This window comes from Uliginosibacterium gangwonense DSM 18521 (assembly GCF_000373965.1).
GTDB classification, from domain to species: Bacteria; Pseudomonadota; Gammaproteobacteria; order Burkholderiales; family Rhodocyclaceae; genus Uliginosibacterium; species Uliginosibacterium gangwonense.
Genome location: NZ_KB892835.1, coordinates 411,335 through 429,580, shown reverse-complemented (window position 1 = coordinate 429,580; position 18,246 = coordinate 411,335). Strand labels below are relative to the sequence as shown.

Here is an 18,246-nt window from a genome sequence, read left to right as displayed (position 1 = left end):
CGGGGATACCCAATTTATCTAGATTGCGCCCCATAAACATTCACCTTTGAACCCCTAAATTATGAGAAAGAATAGATAGGGTAGTGATCTACGACCGGGTTTGCTGCTGGAAATGAAAACGCCCGACAAGGTTCAGCGAGCGTCTGGTGCGGCGGCACAATATTGAGCTTGCAGGCATCAACGTAATTCTGGGCTGAGCGGCCTTGTTTTTGTGTCACTTCGGTTGCCTTAACCGCGCAATTTTATCTATCCAGGAAATTTCATCAATAATTGCCAATCGATGAAAGTTTCGTCTACGAGTGGTAGCAGGTCAGAGTGTTTACTCCCATCAGCGCATATGCAGACATGTTGATAAGCATCTGCGTCCTTTTCCCTGGCCTTCCAAAGCTCCTTAACTAACGATATTCGCCATGGTGCGCAATTGCTTTTGGAGTCATGCCAGACGAGGAGCGCTGCTTTAGGTGATATGTTTGGAGCGTGACCTTGAAAGAAGGTCAGAACCATTTCGCTACTTGATAGCAAAATGTTTTCTTCATGTCTGCCATCTTCAGTAACTTGAACATATGTCACGATAAACCATGGCAGCAATGAAGACAGTTGGATTGCCGACCACACACTCTTCCCATTCCCAGCCAAGGCGCTCATAACGGATTGATGGGTGCTTGCATCAGTAATGAACATCTTGTCTCCCCCAGAAAAAGAACACTATAGATTGTAGCTCTATAGTATTCAAAAAGGGTTCATTATCGATTTTGTCCCACAACATCGATATGGACATTCGCCAAGCACTTGGTCAAGCTATTCGGCTCGTTCGAAAGCAGAAGGGGCTTACACAGGAGGAGTTTGATGAGGTTTCCTCACGTACCTACATGAGTACGCTTGAACGAGGGCTTAAGAGCCCAACTATAGACAAACTAGGTGAAATAGCCGGTGTAATGGGAATTAGCCCGGCAGCCTTGGTTTGCTTGGCTTACGCAATTCAAAGGCAAGACAATAAAACAGAACTCTTGGAAGAGGTTGCTTTAGAGGTTAGGCAATTTCTCGAAGGACCTTGAGTTACCTCTTGATGCTGGGTTTCATGGGCTTCCGTGCGGGCTGTTTTGCCTCGACACGGGTGTAATCCCGATCTATTGTGGGCAGTGGACGGCTTAAAAATTCCTCACTCAGCCCCCGGGTATGAGCGTTGTATGCCCACACCACAAACTGCTCCAAGAGCCGTGTATTTTCCGCTTTTAGCCGGACATTCTCAGCCTGCAGGCGATCATTGCGCCCAATAAGCATCTCCACCTCTTCCTCAGATCTCGGGCGCGCAGGCTTTGTACGTTTCTTTTGTTTATCCGACAATACCCCTTTCCGAAGTTGAAAGGCCAACAAGATACGCTCGTGTTGATGAAGGGCTTGCCGTGTATAGATACTCCCCAGCCGTTTTTCGATGCTCTCGATGAGCTTCTCCCAGGTCAGCTTACCGCTCCACCCATCGATGACGCTAACAATTCCCTCTATGATTTTATCATCGATATTCTTGCCTCGTTGAGTTCCCATCCTCAATCTCCTCGTCAATCTGCAAACAGATCTCGCTGCAGCCCCATTGGTAACCAGTCATCTGGGCGGTCAGAAGTAATTGTCGGCACGCCCGTAGCAACACCCTCCGTGAACTGCTCCAATCTTGACGGTGAGTGGACATTTGACAGCTGTATGATTGCTCCAATAGGTACTTCTGGGTTTTGCATGATGGCGTGGATCTGTTCGAGCCTACTCACAGTGACCTGGTGGTGCTGCATCCAACGCTCACTGCCTACGTAGCCATTGTTAACCGCCCTCTCCGCCTTCAGTAGTAACTGCCGCGCTTCGTCCAGTTGCAACCTGATGTGCGCCATCTTTACCTCGTCTCCTTTTACGCACACGTGCTCTTCGCAGTTAATGCAGTCACGATGAATTTGGCATGGCATCATCGAATAGTCGTGTACGCAATAGCCCAGATCAGTCACGTGTGCGGTCTGGATTTTCAGCTGCGCAAACTCATTCCGAGCAATCGGCAGATACTTAGGCAGCGAAGCAAGGGGGCCATAAGCTAGGTCCGCATCACCGACTGCCTTGCGAATAGTCATAACCATCTGGTTGGCTGACACGTGGTCATAAGCCTCGTTCTGGCGGATGTCCTTGCGGCCTGACCACTTGGCGATATCCAACTGGCTCAGGCCGCCAGCTTGCGCAAGGGTATTCAGGTAGTGGCGAAACTGATGGGTAGTGGCACGTATAACGCTGCCATCATCCTCGGTAAACCCGAATTTGGCGAAAATAGATTTGCTGCCATATTCAATGTGCGCGCCCAACGCGTCATTGATATGCGATATAACCACCGGCTCAATCAGCGAGATATAGGTTGCTTTCCTACTTTGGAAAAAATTCTTCGGAACAACTAGCAGAGCCTCACTGTATTTCAGATCCTGCGCTCGGTTCAGATAGGGGAATTCTGGCGGTATCTGCCTGACTACCGCTTCTTCTACCGCAGCAAATCGGGCGAACAGCACACGGTCTTGCTTGATGAGTTCTACACCATTTGTTTTACACCAATAGGTCGCACTTGCTTTTGATTCTTGGCGCCCCCACAAAATATCCGCGACATCTCGCATTGAAAGTAACTTTTTCTCTCTAAGATGATTCAGCTTTTCAGGAAGATAGAGATGCTTGGGATTGTTCTCATACCAAATAGCTACCTGACGAGCTGAATCGGTACAACGACGGATGCGCGCCAAAGCCTCTTTGACCACCCCGGCCATGGATGGCACGACCCACTTCATCATCGGAGCTGCGCCTTTAGCTGGCCACCAACGGAGCCCGTAGGCTTCTTCCTTATTTTCCGGGCGGGGCTGTGTAACCTCGCAATCGAGAGGTAATAGTAAAACTTCGCTGATTCGGTCAGGTGAGGCACAGAGCATGGCTATAACAGCGCTGGTGAGAATATCGGCTGGTTCGCTGGCACTGCAAAAGATTTTGGGCAACGCATCCAATGCGGCTTGGGATGGCATTTTTTCTGCGCGTTCTTGATCGAACTCAGCGCCGATGCGCGCTCCTTCCCGAGGTCGCGGAATCGGATTTCTCCATCGAAGTGAAATATTGGTCAATTGGTGTTCGGCCATAAAATTAGCAATGAGTTCTAAATGGCTGCCATTTCGATATGCGGCGCCTTCGCTGAAGCTGGCTCGGATGAGTTGCGCCGCTCTGTTCAGGATGCCAGTATCCACTTTCACTGGAGATGAGGACTCTCCGTATTCGGTCAGAGCGGCTGCCAGTGCTCGCAATGCTGCTACGCGAGGACCAAGCCCTACAACGGGTCGCAAACCTTGCATGTAGCGGATGTAAGCCTTGGCAAAATCCATAAAGGGTGCAGGCAACGGTTCTGGTGTAGTGCAGCCAATACTGTCCTGAGTACAGAAGGTGATACGTTCACGTTTTGTTCCCCGCCCTTTACGAGAGCAGGCTTCTGTTACATCCCATGTCATGTCATCAAAAGCTAAGTCTGCACCAAACACCGTAAGTTGATTTCGGCAGACGTCAATGAATCCAGCCAAGTTGGCTTCTGCGTCCAGTTCTGCTTTCGGGGTAAAGAGAATGATGTTATCCGCCATGCTGTTCTCCTGCTGCGCGAATGCTCTCGCATTGCTGTACGACTTGAGCAACAGCCAAAATGGTACGGTCGTTAATTGCGGCGATGCGCCGATCCGTTCCGAGCATCAGGCGCTCGCGTTCCGCGAGGAGATAGTCGAGAACGGCTTCGTGTGGCCCGTCCAGCCAAGCATGAAATTGCCTGCATGTGTAACAGGCTACGGGAGCTGCAAAGCTGCAGAAACCGTGTTTTCCACAATTCCCAACAGGGGTAAATTCTTGGGTGTATTGTGGGGCAACGATGTTCGATGCAAGAGGTCCAACTTGCCGTGGGTCTTCGTCGATAATGATGCCTGCAAAGGCTTGTGCAAGCGGAGCCAACTGCACTGCCATTGCCCGATCAATACGTTCGACCATCTCTGGAATCGCTTCAACGTAGACCCAGACATTTTGCGTATCATTATGGTCCAGCAACTCTGCAATGACTAATTCGCCATGCCCCTCCGCCGCAGCACGCGTACCGAGAGTACGGCGAAAACGAGTTGGCGTAATGTGTAAGGGCTGGCCTGTACGTTCTGATGATACTTGCAGTTTTGCAAAAATCTCTTTCATTTGTTGGCCTATGTGCTGGCCTGTTCGATGAAACTCCAGCCCAGGTGGGTATTCCCGTTCAGATATATTTTCTGGAAATAGTGGAGCTTGAGTCAGGTCGTCTAAATAGTGTTTGAACTGAAATTTTACCGTTTCTGCATAGGCCAACAATAGAGCCCCTATCTGTGGAGTCAGTGCCCGCTCTTTGAACACGCTACGAGGGAGAGTCCCCTGTTGTTTCGCCCGCGGGACGCGAAGGATGTAAGTCACAGCATCGCCGGAGCCGATAGACAGAACATCACAGACCTTTAGGTAGGCATATTGGATGGGGCGCTGACCAAGCATCATCAAAAGCCAAGCAAGCAGGTAGTCCCCCAGCGACAATTCTCCTTTTGCATAGGTATCGTTCAGCGCGCAGTGGAGGGCTTCTAGCTCAATACTGGTAAACGGCCCCTGCTCTGGGTCCATTGTTAGGACAGCTACGCCTTTGGAGTTCCCAGAGAGCCGAATCGAGTTCAGAAATGCGATAGCGTCTGAAGTAACCCCTGGGAGACGAAGTCCTTCCCATTGTTTCAGGAAACCGGCTAGATAACCGAGGAACCACTCTCGATTCTTACCAAGACTTGCACGATAATTGATGAGGTCTATGCTGTTGATTTCTTCAAGTACTAGGCCCTTTTGGGCGAATAGCTCTTTGAAAAAACGTTTGAAATGTGCGAAACCGTTATTGAGAAAGGCTGGCGAGAGGTTTTCCGCATACCACAACAAGACTCCTTTCAAGCTAAGACGCATTATTGGAGAAACCTCTGTGACATCCGAGAAATTCAAATTTACCGGATGTGCGCCGTCTCGGTAGTTCCAACGGTCTGATGACGGATCAAATATAACGCCATTCCGTGTTCTTGCCGTAGTCGGAAGAAAGCGGTAATCATTTTCTGTAGGTGCAGGAAGTTGGCTCAGCATCATTCAGGTCTCCCTTTCGACTTTCTCTCCTGCATTTCGAGTGATACCTTCATTGCCTTGTTCCGCACATGGCGACGTGTGTAGGTGGCTGCCGTGTTGGAGGTTGGCGACCATCCCATCAGGTAAGAGCGATAGCGCATTTCTTCTGCTTCAGTAATTTTTTTAGCGTCCATCCGCTCTGAGAATTTTTCATTCCAATCATGCCGTAATACGTGTGGGGTAAAATTTTCCGGCAGTTCCGGTATCCTGCTTCGCAGAACACGAAACAGCTTGTTCAGTGAAGCCAGAGACATCGGCTGTCCGGTTCGCTCAGTGACAAATAAGAATGTCTGCTTCTCTATATTAGGGATCTGGGCGCGTTCATGCAGGATGTGGCGTTCAATAGAGGAAACCAGTGACTCCGATAAAGGTAGAATGCGTTCACGCGTTTTGACCCGGGGTTGATGAATACGAGGGTCTGCCGGGTCATCTGGCCGACGCAGGATACTGATCTCATTTTTCCGGAAATCAATATCGGAGATCTTGATATTGAGGAGTTCCCCGCGACGGAGTCCAAGCGTGCGTAACAGGTAAATGATCAGCACATTTCGGGACCGCACAAAACGATCTCGCCAGGGATTTTCTGGTGATGCTGGGTCTATCGCCGCAAGGATGAGTTCAAGGATTTCGTTTGGGAGGCCCTCTCTCTGCCCCAAAACGTTCCGAGCCTTTGACTTCGGGATACGCTGCAGCAGAGATCCGCGTACATCTGCCGCAGTAGCACGCAACACAGTTTTGTATTCTGAAGCGAGCGCATATCCAGATAGATGACTTATGGCTAGCCATTCCAGATATGCTTGAATGGTGCGGATTCGGTTTGCAGCTGTTTGAGGTGCGACTACGTCTAGAGTCGATTTCACTCGACGCATGTGCGCTTTTTCTAGGGACAAAACATTCGCGTTGCGAAACGTTTGGACTGGCTCGGTACGATCTGCTTCCCCTCTGGATTCCCGACAGCGTCTTGCGAGGGCATCGATCTCCCAGTAAGCAAGAAGTTGTCCAGCCATCATCCGTTCTTCTAGATTAATGCCAAGTTCAGAGAGGAAGTCGAACAAAACCACGAGTTCGCGCAGAGTACGCAAGATAGTGGCGGTTGCACGGTTACGCTGCCGTACTTCGGTTAGGATGAAGAGAGCGGGCTTGTAAAGCGGAATGCCGGTCGCCCGGTCGATTAGCAGCGGGAGGCGTTCCCCATTGGCAAGTGTGATGGTGCGAATGATGGGTCGAGATGCCATTTGTTGACACTTTCGTTAGTCACCGTCTGTTCTAAGCATGCAATGTTTCCAGAAATGTGTAAACAAGAAAAAAGCCAAGTTACGTCAGTAACTTGGCTTGTGTTGTGGACAAAAGATCGTTAGTCAGGGCTAAAACGGGATGTCGTCGTCGAAGTCGCCGAAATTCCCACCGGCTGCTGGGCTCGAAGGTGCCGGGCTGGGGGCCGCGGGTGCTTGGGGACGGGCGCGCGGGGCGGGTGCGGATTGTTGATAGTCGCCACCACCGCCACGCTGGTCGTAGTCATCACGCGGGCCGGCGCTATCGCCACGGCCTTCGCGGGAGCCGAGCATTTTCATCTCATCGGCACGGATTTCGGTGGTATAGCGTTCCTGGCCGTTGTTGTCGGTCCATTTACGGGTCCGCAGGCTGCCTTCCACATACACCTGGCTGCCCTTCTTGAGGTACTGTCCGGCGATTTCGGCCAGGCGCCCAAAAAACACGACACGATGCCACTCCGTCTGTTCCTTGCGCTCGCCGGAGGCTTTGTCTTTCCAGGTATCGGTCGTAGCAATCGTGACGTTGCAGATGGCATCTCCGCTAGGTGCGTACCGCGTTTCCGGGTCGCGCCCCAAATTCCCCACCAAAATGACCTTGTTTACAGATGCCATGTTCTTTCTCCTAAATTCAATCGTTCAGACCCCGCTCTAACGTTTGGCGCAAAGATGGCAAAATCTCGCGTCGGTTCAGGGTCGATTCGTGGATGCACGGGCGAAAATCGCCACGCCGGATGCAAGGCGTGATCCTACCTGTTTTGTGGGCTTTTGCTAAGGCCATCAATCGCGTCAGCACTTGGCAGCTGAGATAAAAATTTCCCTTGGCCTTTGTGGCTGCGCTGGCTATATTGGTCGGTTTCTTCTGCGCTTTTCTGTACCATGGAATGGATCCGAATTCGTGGTGCCCGCACCCACAATCTCAAGAATATCAATCTTGATATCCCGCGCAATCAACTGACCGTGATCACCGGGCTGTCTGGCTCGGGCAAAAGTTCACTGGCTTTCGATACGCTGTACGCAGAGGGGCAGCGGCGCTATGTCGAGAGCCTGTCGGCTTACGCGCGCCAGTTTTTGCAGTTGATGGAAAAACCGGATGTGGACCTGATCGAAGGGCTTTCCCCCGCTATCTCCATCGAGCAGAAAGCCACCAGCCATAACCCGCGCTCGACCGTGGGTACGGTAACGGAAATCCACGACTATCTGCGCCTGCTTTACGCACGGGCGGGCACCCCGCATTGCCCGGACCATCACCTGCCCCTGGCGGCACAAACCGTCTCGCAGATGGTCGACCACGTGTTGGCACTGCCCGAGGGTACAGCCTTGATGATCCTGGCGCCTGTCATCACAGAGCGCAAAGGCAGCCACGAAGAGTTGATCACCGAACTACGGGCACAAGGCTTTGTGCGTATGCGTGTCGACGGCAAGATCCATGACATGGATAGCGTGCCCGCGCTCAACAAAAACGCCAAGCACTCCATCGACGTGGTCGTGGATCGACTCAAGATTCGCCCGGATTCACGCCAGCGCCTGGCGGAAAGTTTTGAGACGGCCCTGGCTCATGCGGATGGCCGTGCGATTGCAGCAGAGATGGATTCAGGCAAGGAATACCCTTTTTCCGCCCGCTACGCCTGCCCGATGTGCGGCTTCTCGGTACAGGAGCTAGAGCCCAGGCTGTTTTCTTTCAACAACCCGGTGGGGGCCTGCACCAGTTGTGATGGCCTGGGTACGCATGATTTTTTTGACCCGTCACGGGTCGTGCTGCACCCGGAACTCTCGTTGGCCGCAGGCGCAATCCGGGGCTGGGATCGGCGCAACCAGTTCTACTTCCAGATGCTGCAATCGCTGGCCGCGTTCTACGAATTCGACATTGACACCGCTTTCTGCGAGTTGCCTGCCGATATCGTGGAGGTCGTGCTGCACGGTTCGGGTCAGCGCAAAATCCCCTTCAAGTACATGTCTGAATCGGGGCGCATGACCACCAAGGAGCACAGTTTCGAGGGGATCGTCCCGAATCTGGAACGACGCTACCGTGAGACTGACTCGATTGCGGTGCGGGAAGAACTCAGCAAGTACCGCTCGACCCGCCCTTGTCCGAACTGCCAGGGGAGCCGCCTGCGCCGTGAAGCCCGTTATGTACTGATCAGCGGCAAATCGCTGCCCGAAATCAGCGCCTTGCCGATTAGTGAGTGTCAGGAATTCTTTGCCTCCGCCCGTCTTTCTGGCCACAAAGCGCAAGTGGCCGAAAAAATCACGAAGGAGATTGTGACTCGCCTGCAGTTTCTGATCGACGTGGGGCTGGATTACCTCAGCCTGGGTCGCTCCGCCGATACGCTCTCGGGTGGAGAGGCGCAACGCATCCGGCTGGCTTCGCAGATTGGCTCGGGCCTGACTGGCGTGATGTATGTGCTGGATGAGCCTTCCATTGGCCTGCATCAACGCGACAATGACCGCCTGCTTGCCACCCTGGGGCGACTGCGCGACATTGGCAACACGGTCATCGTGGTAGAACACGACGAAGATGCGATCCGGATGGCTGATTACGTGGTTGATATGGGCTTGGGTGCGGGTGAGCACGGCGGAGATGTGATCGCCCATGGCAAACCAGCAGACATTGAATCCAATGCGCAATCCATCACGGGAGCCTTCCTCTCTGGCAAACGCAAGATTCCTGTGCCCGCCAAGCGTGTCGCCTGCAAGCCGGAACAAATGCTGCACCTGAAGGGTGCGCACGGTAACAACCTCAAGAACGTCGACCTGAGCCTGCCCATCGGCCTGATGACCTGTGTGACTGGCGTGTCGGGTTCTGGCAAATCCACCCTGATCAACGATACGCTGTATGCCATCGCCGCCCGCGACATTCATCGCAGCTCGATTGAACCTGCCGCATATGAGAGCGTTGAGGGTCTGGATCATTTCGATAAGGTCATCAGCGTCGATCAGGCGCCCATCGGGCGCACACCACGCTCAAACCCGGCCACCTACACAGGCTTACTCACCCCCATCCGCGAGCTGTTCGCAGGCGTGCCGGAATCCCGTGCGCGTGGCTATGGTCCGGGGCGCTTCTCCTTCAACGTGAAAGGCGGGCGCTGCGAGGCCTGCCAGGGCGATGGCATGTTGCGGGTGGAAATGCACTTCCTGCCCGATGTTTTTGTACCTTGTGATGTCTGCCACGGCAAACGCTACAACCGCGAAACCCTGGAGATACGTTACAAAGGTAAAGCGATTTCAGATGTGTTGGATATGACGGTAGAGGAGGCTCTGCGCTTCTTCGATGCCGTTCCTACCATCGCACGGAAGCTGGAAACGCTCATGGACGTGGGCCTCGGCTATATCCGCCTGGGGCAGAGCGCCACCACGCTGTCAGGCGGGGAAGCGCAGCGCGTCAAACTCTCGCTGGAGCTATCCAAACGGGATACCGGCCGCACGCTGTACATTCTGGATGAGCCCACCACAGGCCTGCATTTTCATGACATCGAACTGCTGCTCAAAGTGCTGCACCGCCTGCGCGAGCATGGCAACACCATCGTCATCATTGAGCACAACCTGGATGTGATCAAAACCGCCGACTGGCTCATCGACCTCGGGCCAGAAGGTGGCGCCAAAGGCGGGCAGATCCTGGCTTCGGGTACGCCTGAAGACATTGCGGCGGAGCCGACAAGCTACACAGGAAAATACCTTCAGCCTTTGCTCAAATAGAACTCACAACAGGCCCGGCTTGCCGGGCCTCTCAATCCATCCTGTTCTTGAGCGTGATGAGATGCGAAAGAAAAACAAAAAGCCCGCCGAAGCGGGCTTTTTGTTAGACCGAAAACTGATTACTCAGCGGCAGGAGCCGGTGCAGCTTCAGTTGCTTCGGGACGATCCAGCAGCTCGACAAAAGCCAACGGAGCGTTGTCACCAACACGGAAGCCACACTTCAGGATGCGCAGGTAACCGCCGTTGCGACCAGCGTAACGCGGGCCCAACTCGTTGAATACCTTGACGACCATGTCGCGATCGCGCAGGCGGTCAAAAGCCAGGCGACGATTAGCCAAAGAGGGCTTCTTGCCCAAAGTGATCAGGGGCTCCACCACGCGGCGCAATTCCTTGGCCTTGGGCAGAGTGGTCTTGATCACTTCGTGACGAAGCAGCGAGTTTGCCATGTTACGCAGCATCGCCGAACGATGGGCGCTGGTGCGATTGAGTTTGCGAAGGCCGTTACCGTGACGCATTTCTCTAGTTCCTATCTCTTAGCGCTCAGCTTTGCTTTTCCAAGCCAGCAGGCGGCCAGTTTTCCAGTTTCATGCCCAACGTGAGGCCACGCGAAGCAAGAACATCCTTGATTTCATTCAGCGACTTACGACCCAGGTTCGGAGTCTTGAGCAATTCAGTTTCAGTACGCTGAATCAAATCGCCGATGTAATAAATGTTTTCTGCCTTCAGGCAGTTGGCCGAGCGAACCGTCAGTTCCAGGTCATCAACCGGGCGCATCAGGATCGGATCGATCTGCGGTGCTTTGGCTTCTACCGCAGCAACCGGCGTACCTTCCAGATCAGCAAACACGGAGAGCTGATCCATCAGCACGCGGGCAGCGTAGCGAATGGCCTCTTCGGGTTCCACCGAACCGTTGGTTTCGATATCAATCACCAAGCGGTCCAAGTCGGTACGCTGCTCAACGCGGGCGCTGTCAACTTGGTAGCTGACGCGGCGCACCGGGCTGAACGAAGCATCCAACACGACACGGCCGATCACCTTGGGTTCGCCGTTCAAGGGACGCACATTACCTGCGACATAGCCGCGGCCTTGTTCGACCTTGATCTGCATGTCCAGCTTGCCGCCGGGAGCCAAGTGGGCGATCACGTGATCGGGGTTGATGATTTCGACGTCATGTGTGACTTCGATATCACCGGCCTTGACCACGCCTTCACCGGTCTTCGACAGGCGAAGGACGGCTTCCCGACGATTGTGCAACTTGAGCACGACCCCCTTGAGGTTCAGGAGGATGTCGACGACATCCTCACGAACGCCTTCGAGTGTCGAGTACTCATGCAGAACACCATCAATCGACACTTCCGTAGGTGCGTAACCAGGCAGCGACGACAACAGGATGCGACGCAACGCATTGCCCAGCGTATGCCCATAGCCCCGCTCGAACGGCTCCATCACTACAACCGCATGTACCGGCGAAATGTTTTGCACATCGATGATGCGCGGCTTGAGAAGACTGTTACTCTGCATGTTCTATCCTTGTCACGAGTTATTCCGGGTCGCCCGCATTAGCGCGAGTACAATTCAACAACCAGGCTCTCGTTGATGGTAGAAGGCAATTCTGCGCGTTGCGGGTAAGCCTTGAAGACGCCCTTGCCAGCCTTGGCATCGACTTCCAGCCACTCGGGGAAGCCACGACCTTCAGCAGCTTCCAGGGCAGCCTTGCTACGCAGATGACCGCGCGCGGCTTCCGTCAGTTGTACCACATCACCTGGACGCAGCACGTAGGACGGAATGTTCACACGCTTGCCATTGACCAGAACGCCGTTGTGGCGAACCACTTGGCGTGCTTCAGCGCGGGAAGCACCGAAACCCATGCGGTAAGCGACGGCATCCAGACGGCCTTCGAGCAACTGCAACAGGTTTTCACCGGTCTGACCCTTACGGCGATCGGCTTGGAAATAGGTCTTGCGGAATTGACGCTCCAGAACGCCGTAGATACGACGGATCTTTTGCTTTTCACGCAGCTGCTGGCCATAACCAGACAGACGTTGACCAGACTTTTGACCGTGCTGGCCAGGTGCATAGGCACGGCGTTCAATTGCACACTTGTCGGTGAAACACTTCTCCCCCTTCAGGAAGAGCTTTTCACCTTCACGACGACACTGACGGCACTTTGGATCGAGATTGCGAGCCACGTTCTTTTGCTCCTAATTAGATGCGGCGACGCTTCGGCGGACGGCAGCCGTTGTGCGGCACAGGGGTGATATCGGTGATCGAGGTGATCTTCAGGCCCAGTGCATTCAATGCACGAACAGCAGATTCACGACCCGGTCCCGGCCCCTTGATGCGCACTTCAAGATTCTTCACACCGCATTCCTGAGCGGCCTTGCCGGCAGCTTCAGCAGCCACCTGGGCAGCAAACGGCGTGCTCTTGCGCGAGCCTTTGAAACCTGCACCGCCGGAGGTCGCCCACGACAGCGCATTTCCCTGACGATCGGTGATCGTCACAATGGTGTTGTTGAAAGAAGCGTGAATATGGGCAATGCCCTCGGCCACGTTCTTCTTGACTTTCTTGCGAACCTTCGCAGCGGTCTTTACCATGATCTATCCCAGATTACTTCTTACCAGCCACAGCCTTGCGCGGACCCTTGCGAGTACGTGCATTGGTGCGGGTGCGTTGCCCACGAACCGGAAGACCGCGACGATGACGAACGCCACGGTAGCATCCCAGGTCCATCAGGCGCTTGATGTTCATGGTGACTTCGCGACGCAAGTCGCCTTCCACCGTAAACTTACCCACCTGTTCACGAAGACGTTCCATTTGTTCTTCGGTGAGATCTTTCACCTTGGAAGTACGGGGAACGCCTGCCGTATCACAGATGACTTGGGCACGCGGACGGCCAATACCGAAAATCGCCGTCAATGCGATTTCAGCGTGCTTATGATTCGGAATATTGACGCCAGCAATACGGGCCATTTACCTACCCTTTTATCACGCAAAAGCGAAACGTAAGATTGTAACAAAAACGACGAACAGATCAACCCTGACGCTGTTTGTGGCGAGGATCTTCACAGATCACACGAACCACACCCTTGCGACGGATGATCTTGCACTTGCGGCAAATCCGCTTAACAGACGCTTGAACTCTCATCTCAGACTCCCAAAAACCGATTCCAGTCACTTCGAGCGGAACACGATACGACCTTTGCTCAGGTCATACGGTGTCAGTTGCACCGTAACTTTGTCGCCAGGCAGGATGCGAATATAGTGCATACGCATCTTGCCCGAGATATGACCGAGCACGATGTGCCCGTTTTCCAGCTTGACCTTGAAGGTCGCGTTAGGCAGGTTTTCTACAACCTCGCCTTGCATCTCGATGACATCTTCCTTCGACATAGCTCACAACTTCTTAGCGAGTCAGCCCCAGACCCCCGCGGAAATTCGCTTTCTTCAGGAGACTTTCGTACTGATGCGACATGATGTAGGCCTGAACCTGCGACATGAAGTCCATCGTGACAACCACGATAATCAGCAAGGACGTGCCACCAAAATAGAACGGTACCTGCCACTTCAAGATCAAGAACTCTGGCAGCAGACACACGAGCGTTACATACACAGCACCCACCATCGTCAAGCGCATCAAAATCTTGTCGATATAGCGTGCAGTCTGGTCACCAGGACGAATCCCGGGTACAAACGCCCCACTCTTCTTCAGATTGTCGGCGGTCTCTTTCGAGTTGAACACCAACGCTGTGTAGAAGAAGCAGAAGAACACGATCGCAATCGAATACAACATGATGTAGATCGGCTGACCTGGGGACAAGGTACTGGCAATGTCCTTGAGCCAACGCATGCTCTCGCTTGAACCAAACCACTGTGCAGCAGTTGCCGGGAACAGAATGATCGACGATGCGAAGATCGGCGGAATCACACCCGACATGTTCAGCTTCAGCGGCAGATGCGAACTTTGACCACCGTAGAGCTTGTTACCAACTTGCCGCTTGGCATAATTGACCAGAATCTTGCGCTGACCACGCTCCACGAAGACCACGAACGCGGTTACCAAAGCAACCAGTGCGCAAATGATCAGGGCAGAGAAAGAGCCGATTGCACCCGTTCTGACCAATTCCAACAAGCTCCCGATCGAATTCGGCAGGTTTGAAGCAATCCCTGCAAAAATGATGATCGAGATCCCGTTACCCAAGCCGCGTTCGGTAATCTGCTCACCCAGCCACATCAAGAACATTGTTCCCGTGAGCAAGGTGGTGATCGCCGTCACCCGGAACATCATCCCCGGGTCAAGCACCAAGCCGGCCTGCTGCTCCAGCGCCACTGAGATCCCCAGAGCCTGAAACAATGCCAAACCAACTGTAGCATAACGCGTATATTGCGTAATTTTGCGACGCCCGGCTTCGCCTTCCTTCTTCAGCGCTTCGAGCTGAGGCGATGCAATCGCCAACAACTGCATGATGATCGAGGCCGAAATATACGGCATGATCCCCAGCGCAAAAATCGTGAAACGCGAAAGCGCACCACCTGAAAACAGGTTGAACACCCCGAGAATGCCGCCCTTTTGTGAATCAAAAAGCTTGGCAAGCTCGATGGGATCAATCCCAGGAACCGGGATATGCGCGCCAAGGCGATAAACAACCAAGGCCCCAAGGAGGAACCAGAGTCTGCGCTTCAGATCTGCAAATTTCCCGGACTTTCCGAGCACTGGTGCTTGGGTTGCCACGCTAATCGCTCCCGCTCTGGAAAGTTATTCGGAAACCGAGCCGCCTGCAGCTTCAATCGCTGCACGCGCACCCTTGGTAGCACCGATACCGCGCAAGGCAACCTTGCGTTCGATCGAGCCGGACAGAATAACCTTCGCAGACAGAGCGTCAATGCTGATCAGCCCTGCTTGCTTGAGCGACAACAGATCAATTTCGTCGATAGGCAGCGCAGCGATTTCGCTCAGGCGAACTTCCTGGTTACGGGCAGCCGTCAGCGACACAAAACCGCGCTTGGGCAGACGACGTTGCAAAGGCATTTGACCGCCTTCGAAACCAACCTTGTGGAAACCGCCAGCACGGGACTTCTGCCCCTTGTGACCGCGACCGCAAGTCTTGCCCAAACCACAGCCGATGCCACGGCCAACGCGACGACGAGCCTTTTTGGAACCCTCAGCGGGTTGCAGCTTGTTCAGTTCCATTTAACCCTCGCACTTAACCAGGTAGGCAACCTTATGGATCATACCGCGAACAGCCGGTGTATCTTCCAGTTCTACACAATGATTCAAACGACGCAAGCCCAAGCCGCGCACGGTGGCACGGTGATCTTGCTTGGTGCCGATCAGGCTTTTCACAAGCGTGACACGAACCTTCTTGTCAGCCATATATCACCCCTGGATTTCTTCAACGGTCTTGCCGCGCTTGGCAGCAATTTCAGCGGGTGTGCTGGTTGCAAAGAGGCCATTGAGGGTTGCACGAACCACGTTGTACGGATTCGTTGAGCCCAGGCACTTGCAAATCACATCCGTGACACCCATGACTTCAAACACAGCGCGCATTGCACCACCAGCAATGATGCCGGTACCGCTTGGGGCGGGCTGCATCAACACTCTGGCTGCACCATGCTTACCGATCACCGAATGCTGCAGGGTGCCATTACGCAAGGCTACCTTGGCCATCTTGGCGCGGGCTTCGTTCATGGCCTTTTGTACAGCCACAGGCACTTCGCGGGACTTGCCCTTGCCCATGCCAATACCGCCATCGCCATCACCAACCACCGTCAGCGCAGCAAAACCCAGGATCCGGCCACCCTTCACCACCTTGGTGACGCGGTTGACGGATACCATCTTTTCGCGCAGGCCATCGTCACGCTCTTCAGAAGCCTGAACTTTCTTTGTCTGTTGCTTAGCCATGACTCTCTCGCTCAGAACTTCAGTCCATTCTCACGCGCAGCTTCGGCCAGAGCCTTCACACGCCCGTGATACATGTAACCAGCGCGATCGAAAGCAACCGAATCGACTCCGGCCGCAACGGCACGCTGCGCGATTAACTTACCTACCACAACGGCCGCCTTGCTGTTGCCGCCATTGGCCATATCGCCGCGCACTGCTTCCTCGTTGGTAGAGGCCGCAGCGATCACGCGCGAACCACAACCAGAGATGATTTGCGCATAAATATGGCAATTCGAACGGAACACAGTCAGCCGAGCGACTTTTTGCTCCGCAATACGGGCCCGGGTCTTGCGAGCCCTGCGCAAACGCGCTTCTTTCTTGTTCATATCCGTCCGCCTTTACTTCTTCTTGGTTTCCTTCAGGGACACCACTTCGTCGGCATAACGCACGCCCTTGCCCTTATAGGGCTCCGGAGCACGATAAGCGCGAACTTCAGCGGCTACCTGACCAACCTGTTGCTTGTCGACACCCTTGATGACGATTTCGGTCTGGGTCGGTGTTTCCACCTTCACACCGGCCGGCATCTGATGCACCACAGGATGGGAGAAACCAAGCGTCAGGTTCAACTTGTCGCCTTGAGCCTGGGCACGATAGCCCACACCCACTAGGTTGAGCTTGCGCTCAAAACCCTTGGCCACACCGTTCACCATATTGGCCAGCAATGCGCGGGTGGTACCCGACATGGCATTGCCATTCACACTGCCAGCAACAGCCACCACCTTGACGACGTTACCTTCACGCTCAATGGCAATGGATGGATGCAAGTTCAGCTTCAAGCTACCCAATGGGCCCTTGATGGTGATTTCGCCCTGACCAACATTGGCTTCAACACCGGCGGGCAGCACAACGGGGTTCTTCGCTACGCGTGACATATTCTTCCTCCTTATGCCACGACGCAGAGCACTTCGCCGCCAACCTTGCTGGCACGAGCACGACGGTCAGTCATGACGCCACTGGGGGTGGAGACAATTGCCACACCGAGGCCGTTCATGACCTTCGGCAAGTCGTCACAGCCGCGATAGACGCGCAGACCGGGCTTGCTCACACGCTCAATACGCTCGATAACCGGACGACCTGCATAATACTTGAGAGCAATCGACAGCTCGCGCGAAGCACCTTCGCCACGAACCACGAAATCCTCAACATAACCTTCGTCCTTCAACACTTGGGCGATCGCAACTTTCAGCTTCGAGGACGGCATGGAAACCGAACCCTTCTGAGACTGCTGAGCGTTACGAATGCGCGTCAGCATATCGGCGATCGGATCAGACATACTCATCTCGATCTCCTTACCAGCTAGCCTTGGTCATGCCAGGAACTTCACCACGGAAAGCAGCTTCACGCAGTTTGTTACGACACAGACCAAATTTACGGAACACACCACGAGGGCGCCCAGTCAGTTCGCAACGATTGCGCAAACGACTCGGGCTGGCATTGCGTGGCAGCTTTTGCAGCTTCAGACGAGCCTCCACACGCTCTTCTTCGGAGCGGGAAACGTCTTCGATCACTGCGACCAGTTCGGCACGCTTGGCAGCGAACTTTTGCACCGTCTTGCGGCGCTTTTCTTCGCGATTGATAACAGCCAGTTTAGCCATATCACCCTCAGTTCTTGAACGGGAATTTGAACGCCGCCAGAAGCGCACGCGCCTCTTCGTCCGTCTTCGCAGTCGTGGTAATACTGATGTTCATCCCACGCAGCGCATCGATCTTGTCATACTCAATCTCGGGGAAAATAATTTGCTCTTTCACACCGAGGTTGTAGTTGCCACGACCATCAAAACCCTTGGCAACAATCCCGCGAAAGTCGCGAATACGCGGCATCGCAATCGTCACCAGACGATCCAGGAATTCGAACATGCGCGGACCACGCAGGGTCACCATGCAGCCAATCGGGTAGCCTTCGCGGATCTTGAAACCGGCAATGGACTTCTTGGCCTTGGTCACCACCGGCTTTTGACCTGCAATCTTGGTCATATCGCCAACAGCGTTTTCCAACACCTTCTTGTCACCCACAGCCTCACCCACACCCATATTCAGGGTGACCTTGGTGATACGCGGCACTTCCATGATCGACTTATAGCCGAATTGCTTGCTCAGTTGAGCAACCACTTCAGACTTGTAGAAATCTTGCAGACGAGCCATGA

At 54.0% G+C, this 18,246-nt stretch carries 24 protein-coding genes; 2 read left to right on the top strand and 22 right to left on the bottom strand.

Translation table 11 applies throughout. The annotated features are described in order from the left end of the window. Positions 1 to 246 precede the first annotated feature (246 nt). The gene (locus B145_RS0104895; protein ID WP_018605547.1) at positions 247 to 681 is read right to left on the bottom strand and encodes a hypothetical protein; all 435 of its coding nucleotides are present in this window, start codon (positions 679 to 681) and stop codon (positions 247 to 249) included. Positions 682 to 770: 89 nt separating this feature from the next. On the opposite strand from B145_RS0104895, the gene B145_RS0104890 reads away from it, so the two are divergent. After that, the gene (locus B145_RS0104890; RefSeq protein WP_018605546.1) at positions 771 to 1,055 is read left to right on the top strand and encodes a helix-turn-helix domain-containing protein; all 285 of its coding nucleotides are present in this window, start codon (positions 771 to 773) and stop codon (positions 1,053 to 1,055) included. Position 1,056: 1 nt separating this feature from the next. On the opposite strand, the gene B145_RS0104885 is transcribed toward B145_RS0104890, so the two are convergent. The 5 genes from B145_RS0104885 to ssb all read right to left on the bottom strand — a co-directional run bounded on the left by B145_RS0104885 (position 1,057) and on the right by ssb (position 7,082). Further along, on the bottom strand, positions 1,057 to 1,542 hold the full coding sequence (locus B145_RS0104885) for a hypothetical protein (protein ID WP_018605545.1): 486 nt from the start codon (positions 1,540 to 1,542) through the stop codon (positions 1,057 to 1,059). A 14-nt stretch (positions 1,543 to 1,556) separates the two neighbouring features. Continuing rightward, positions 1,557 to 3,629: a hypothetical protein gene (locus B145_RS24435; protein WP_018605544.1), complete on the bottom strand. Its 2,073-nt coding sequence runs from the start codon at positions 3,627 to 3,629 to the stop codon at positions 1,557 to 1,559. Further along, positions 3,619 to 5,163, bottom strand: coding sequence for a site-specific integrase (locus B145_RS0104875; protein WP_026258830.1), 1,545 nt, complete (start codon positions 5,161 to 5,163; stop codon positions 3,619 to 3,621). Before B145_RS0104875 ends, B145_RS24435 begins: the two co-directional genes overlap by 11 nt. Next, positions 5,160 to 6,434 carry a tyrosine-type recombinase/integrase gene (locus tag B145_RS0104870; protein ID WP_018605542.1) on the bottom strand — a complete coding sequence of 425 codons (1,275 nt, stop codon included), beginning with the start codon at positions 6,432 to 6,434 and terminating at the stop codon, positions 5,160 to 5,162. Before B145_RS0104870 ends, B145_RS0104875 begins: the two co-directional genes overlap by 4 nt. A gap of 129 nt (positions 6,435 to 6,563) precedes the next feature. Beyond that, complete coding sequence (gene ssb, locus B145_RS0104865; RefSeq protein ID WP_018605541.1) at positions 6,564 to 7,082, bottom strand: single-stranded DNA-binding protein; 519 nt, start codon at positions 7,080 to 7,082, stop codon at positions 6,564 to 6,566. 264 nt (positions 7,083 to 7,346) lie between these two features. Between ssb and uvrA the strand changes: the two genes are divergently transcribed. Further along, on the top strand, positions 7,347 to 10,163 hold the full coding sequence (uvrA, locus tag B145_RS0104860; RefSeq protein WP_018605540.1) for an excinuclease ABC subunit UvrA: 2,817 nt from the start codon (positions 7,347 to 7,349) through the stop codon (positions 10,161 to 10,163). A 119-nt stretch (positions 10,164 to 10,282) separates the two neighbouring features. On the opposite strand, the gene rplQ is transcribed toward uvrA, so the two are convergent. The 16 genes from rplQ to rplE all read right to left on the bottom strand — a co-directional run bounded on the left by rplQ (position 10,283) and on the right by rplE (position 18,244). Beyond that, positions 10,283 to 10,678 carry a 50S ribosomal protein L17 gene (gene rplQ / locus B145_RS0104855; protein WP_018605539.1) on the bottom strand — a complete coding sequence of 132 codons (396 nt, stop codon included), beginning with the start codon at positions 10,676 to 10,678 and terminating at the stop codon, positions 10,283 to 10,285. A gap of 25 nt (positions 10,679 to 10,703) precedes the next feature. Continuing rightward, positions 10,704 to 11,684, bottom strand: coding sequence for a DNA-directed RNA polymerase subunit alpha (locus B145_RS0104850; protein ID WP_018605538.1), 981 nt, complete (start codon positions 11,682 to 11,684; stop codon positions 10,704 to 10,706). Between the two features lie 38 nt (positions 11,685 to 11,722). After that, a complete protein-coding gene (gene rpsD, locus B145_RS0104845) occupies positions 11,723 to 12,352 on the bottom strand; it encodes a 30S ribosomal protein S4 (protein WP_018605537.1) in 630 nt (209 codons plus the stop codon). Between the two features lie 16 nt (positions 12,353 to 12,368). After that, entirely contained in the window at positions 12,369 to 12,758 is a 390-nt protein-coding gene (gene rpsK, locus B145_RS0104840) for a 30S ribosomal protein S11 (RefSeq protein ID WP_018605536.1), read from the bottom strand. 13 nt (positions 12,759 to 12,771) lie between these two features. Continuing rightward, positions 12,772 to 13,134 (bottom strand): 30S ribosomal protein S13, encoded by a 363-nt coding sequence (rpsM, locus tag B145_RS0104835; protein ID WP_018605535.1) that lies wholly within the window; start codon positions 13,132 to 13,134, stop codon positions 12,772 to 12,774. A 61-nt stretch (positions 13,135 to 13,195) separates the two neighbouring features. Next, positions 13,196 to 13,309: a 50S ribosomal protein L36 gene (rpmJ, locus tag B145_RS28005; RefSeq protein WP_083917609.1), complete on the bottom strand. Its 114-nt coding sequence runs from the start codon at positions 13,307 to 13,309 to the stop codon at positions 13,196 to 13,198. Between the two features lie 26 nt (positions 13,310 to 13,335). Continuing rightward, complete coding sequence (gene infA, locus B145_RS0104830) at positions 13,336 to 13,554, bottom strand: translation initiation factor IF-1 (RefSeq protein ID WP_018605534.1); 219 nt, start codon at positions 13,552 to 13,554, stop codon at positions 13,336 to 13,338. 13 nt (positions 13,555 to 13,567) lie between these two features. Further along, positions 13,568 to 14,893 carry a preprotein translocase subunit SecY gene (secY, locus tag B145_RS0104825; protein ID WP_026258829.1) on the bottom strand — a complete coding sequence of 442 codons (1,326 nt, stop codon included), beginning with the start codon at positions 14,891 to 14,893 and terminating at the stop codon, positions 13,568 to 13,570. Positions 14,894 to 14,917: 24 nt separating this feature from the next. Further along, complete coding sequence (gene rplO / locus B145_RS0104820) at positions 14,918 to 15,352, bottom strand: 50S ribosomal protein L15 (RefSeq protein WP_018605532.1); 435 nt, start codon at positions 15,350 to 15,352, stop codon at positions 14,918 to 14,920. Next, complete coding sequence (gene rpmD, locus B145_RS0104815; protein ID WP_018605531.1) at positions 15,353 to 15,535, bottom strand: 50S ribosomal protein L30; 183 nt, start codon at positions 15,533 to 15,535, stop codon at positions 15,353 to 15,355. A 3-nt stretch (positions 15,536 to 15,538) separates the two neighbouring features. Further along, positions 15,539 to 16,063: a 30S ribosomal protein S5 gene (gene rpsE / locus B145_RS0104810; protein ID WP_018605530.1), complete on the bottom strand. Its 525-nt coding sequence runs from the start codon at positions 16,061 to 16,063 to the stop codon at positions 15,539 to 15,541. A gap of 11 nt (positions 16,064 to 16,074) precedes the next feature. Then, positions 16,075 to 16,428 carry a 50S ribosomal protein L18 gene (gene rplR, locus B145_RS0104805; protein WP_018605529.1) on the bottom strand — a complete coding sequence of 118 codons (354 nt, stop codon included), beginning with the start codon at positions 16,426 to 16,428 and terminating at the stop codon, positions 16,075 to 16,077. A gap of 12 nt (positions 16,429 to 16,440) precedes the next feature. Beyond that, a complete protein-coding gene (gene rplF / locus B145_RS0104800) occupies positions 16,441 to 16,974 on the bottom strand; it encodes a 50S ribosomal protein L6 (RefSeq protein ID WP_018605528.1) in 534 nt (177 codons plus the stop codon). A gap of 11 nt (positions 16,975 to 16,985) precedes the next feature. Next, the gene (rpsH, locus tag B145_RS0104795) at positions 16,986 to 17,381 is read right to left on the bottom strand and encodes a 30S ribosomal protein S8 (protein ID WP_018605527.1); all 396 of its coding nucleotides are present in this window, start codon (positions 17,379 to 17,381) and stop codon (positions 16,986 to 16,988) included. A gap of 10 nt (positions 17,382 to 17,391) precedes the next feature. Then, the gene (gene rpsN / locus B145_RS0104790) at positions 17,392 to 17,697 is read right to left on the bottom strand and encodes a 30S ribosomal protein S14 (protein WP_018605526.1); all 306 of its coding nucleotides are present in this window, start codon (positions 17,695 to 17,697) and stop codon (positions 17,392 to 17,394) included. A gap of 7 nt (positions 17,698 to 17,704) precedes the next feature. Further along, complete coding sequence (gene rplE / locus B145_RS0104785) at positions 17,705 to 18,244, bottom strand: 50S ribosomal protein L5 (RefSeq protein WP_018605525.1); 540 nt, start codon at positions 18,242 to 18,244, stop codon at positions 17,705 to 17,707. Between the last annotated feature and the right edge of the window lie 2 nt (positions 18,245 to 18,246).

What these genes read in the sequence shown, in the direction of transcription:
- B145_RS0104895 (WP_018605547.1), bottom strand. Translation starts at nt 681, where the DNA reads ATGTTCATTACTGATGCAAGCACCCATCAATCCGTTATGAGCGCCTTG.
- B145_RS0104890 (WP_018605546.1), top strand. Translation starts at nt 771, where the DNA reads ATGGACATTCGCCAAGCACTTGGTCAAGCTATTCGGCTCGTTCGAAAG.
- B145_RS0104885 (WP_018605545.1), bottom strand. Translation starts at nt 1,542, where the DNA reads ATGGGAACTCAACGAGGCAAGAATATCGATGATAAAATCATAGAGGGA.
- B145_RS24435 (WP_018605544.1), bottom strand. Translation starts at nt 3,629, where the DNA reads ATGGCGGATAACATCATTCTCTTTACCCCGAAAGCAGAACTGGACGCA.
- B145_RS0104875 (WP_026258830.1), bottom strand. Translation starts at nt 5,163, where the DNA reads ATGATGCTGAGCCAACTTCCTGCACCTACAGAAAATGATTACCGCTTT.
- B145_RS0104870 (WP_018605542.1), bottom strand. Translation starts at nt 6,434, where the DNA reads ATGGCATCTCGACCCATCATTCGCACCATCACACTTGCCAATGGGGAA.
- ssb (WP_018605541.1), bottom strand. Translation starts at nt 7,082, where the DNA reads ATGGCATCTGTAAACAAGGTCATTTTGGTGGGGAATTTGGGGCGCGAC.
- uvrA (WP_018605540.1), top strand. Translation starts at nt 7,347, where the DNA reads ATGGAATGGATCCGAATTCGTGGTGCCCGCACCCACAATCTCAAGAAT.
- rplQ (WP_018605539.1), bottom strand. Translation starts at nt 10,678, where the DNA reads ATGCGTCACGGTAACGGCCTTCGCAAACTCAATCGCACCAGCGCCCAT.
- B145_RS0104850 (WP_018605538.1), bottom strand. Translation starts at nt 11,684, where the DNA reads ATGCAGAGTAACAGTCTTCTCAAGCCGCGCATCATCGATGTGCAAAAC.
- rpsK (WP_018605536.1), bottom strand. Translation starts at nt 12,758, where the DNA reads ATGGTAAAGACCGCTGCGAAGGTTCGCAAGAAAGTCAAGAAGAACGTG.
- rpsM (WP_018605535.1), bottom strand. Translation starts at nt 13,134, where the DNA reads ATGGCCCGTATTGCTGGCGTCAATATTCCGAATCATAAGCACGCTGAA.
- rpmJ (WP_083917609.1), bottom strand. Translation starts at nt 13,309, where the DNA reads ATGAGAGTTCAAGCGTCTGTTAAGCGGATTTGCCGCAAGTGCAAGATC.
- infA (WP_018605534.1), bottom strand. Translation starts at nt 13,554, where the DNA reads ATGTCGAAGGAAGATGTCATCGAGATGCAAGGCGAGGTTGTAGAAAAC.
- rplO (WP_018605532.1), bottom strand. Translation starts at nt 15,352, where the DNA reads ATGGAACTGAACAAGCTGCAACCCGCTGAGGGTTCCAAAAAGGCTCGT.
- rpmD (WP_018605531.1), bottom strand. Translation starts at nt 15,535, where the DNA reads ATGGCTGACAAGAAGGTTCGTGTCACGCTTGTGAAAAGCCTGATCGGC.
- rpsE (WP_018605530.1), bottom strand. Translation starts at nt 16,063, where the DNA reads ATGGCTAAGCAACAGACAAAGAAAGTTCAGGCTTCTGAAGAGCGTGAC.
- rplR (WP_018605529.1), bottom strand. Translation starts at nt 16,428, where the DNA reads ATGAACAAGAAAGAAGCGCGTTTGCGCAGGGCTCGCAAGACCCGGGCC.
- rplF (WP_018605528.1), bottom strand. Translation starts at nt 16,974, where the DNA reads ATGTCACGCGTAGCGAAGAACCCCGTTGTGCTGCCCGCCGGTGTTGAA.
- rpsH (WP_018605527.1), bottom strand. Translation starts at nt 17,381, where the DNA reads ATGAGTATGTCTGATCCGATCGCCGATATGCTGACGCGCATTCGTAAC.
- rpsN (WP_018605526.1), bottom strand. Translation starts at nt 17,697, where the DNA reads ATGGCTAAACTGGCTGTTATCAATCGCGAAGAAAAGCGCCGCAAGACG.
- rplE (WP_018605525.1), bottom strand. Translation starts at nt 18,244, where the DNA reads ATGGCTCGTCTGCAAGATTTCTACAAGTCTGAAGTGGTTGCTCAACTG.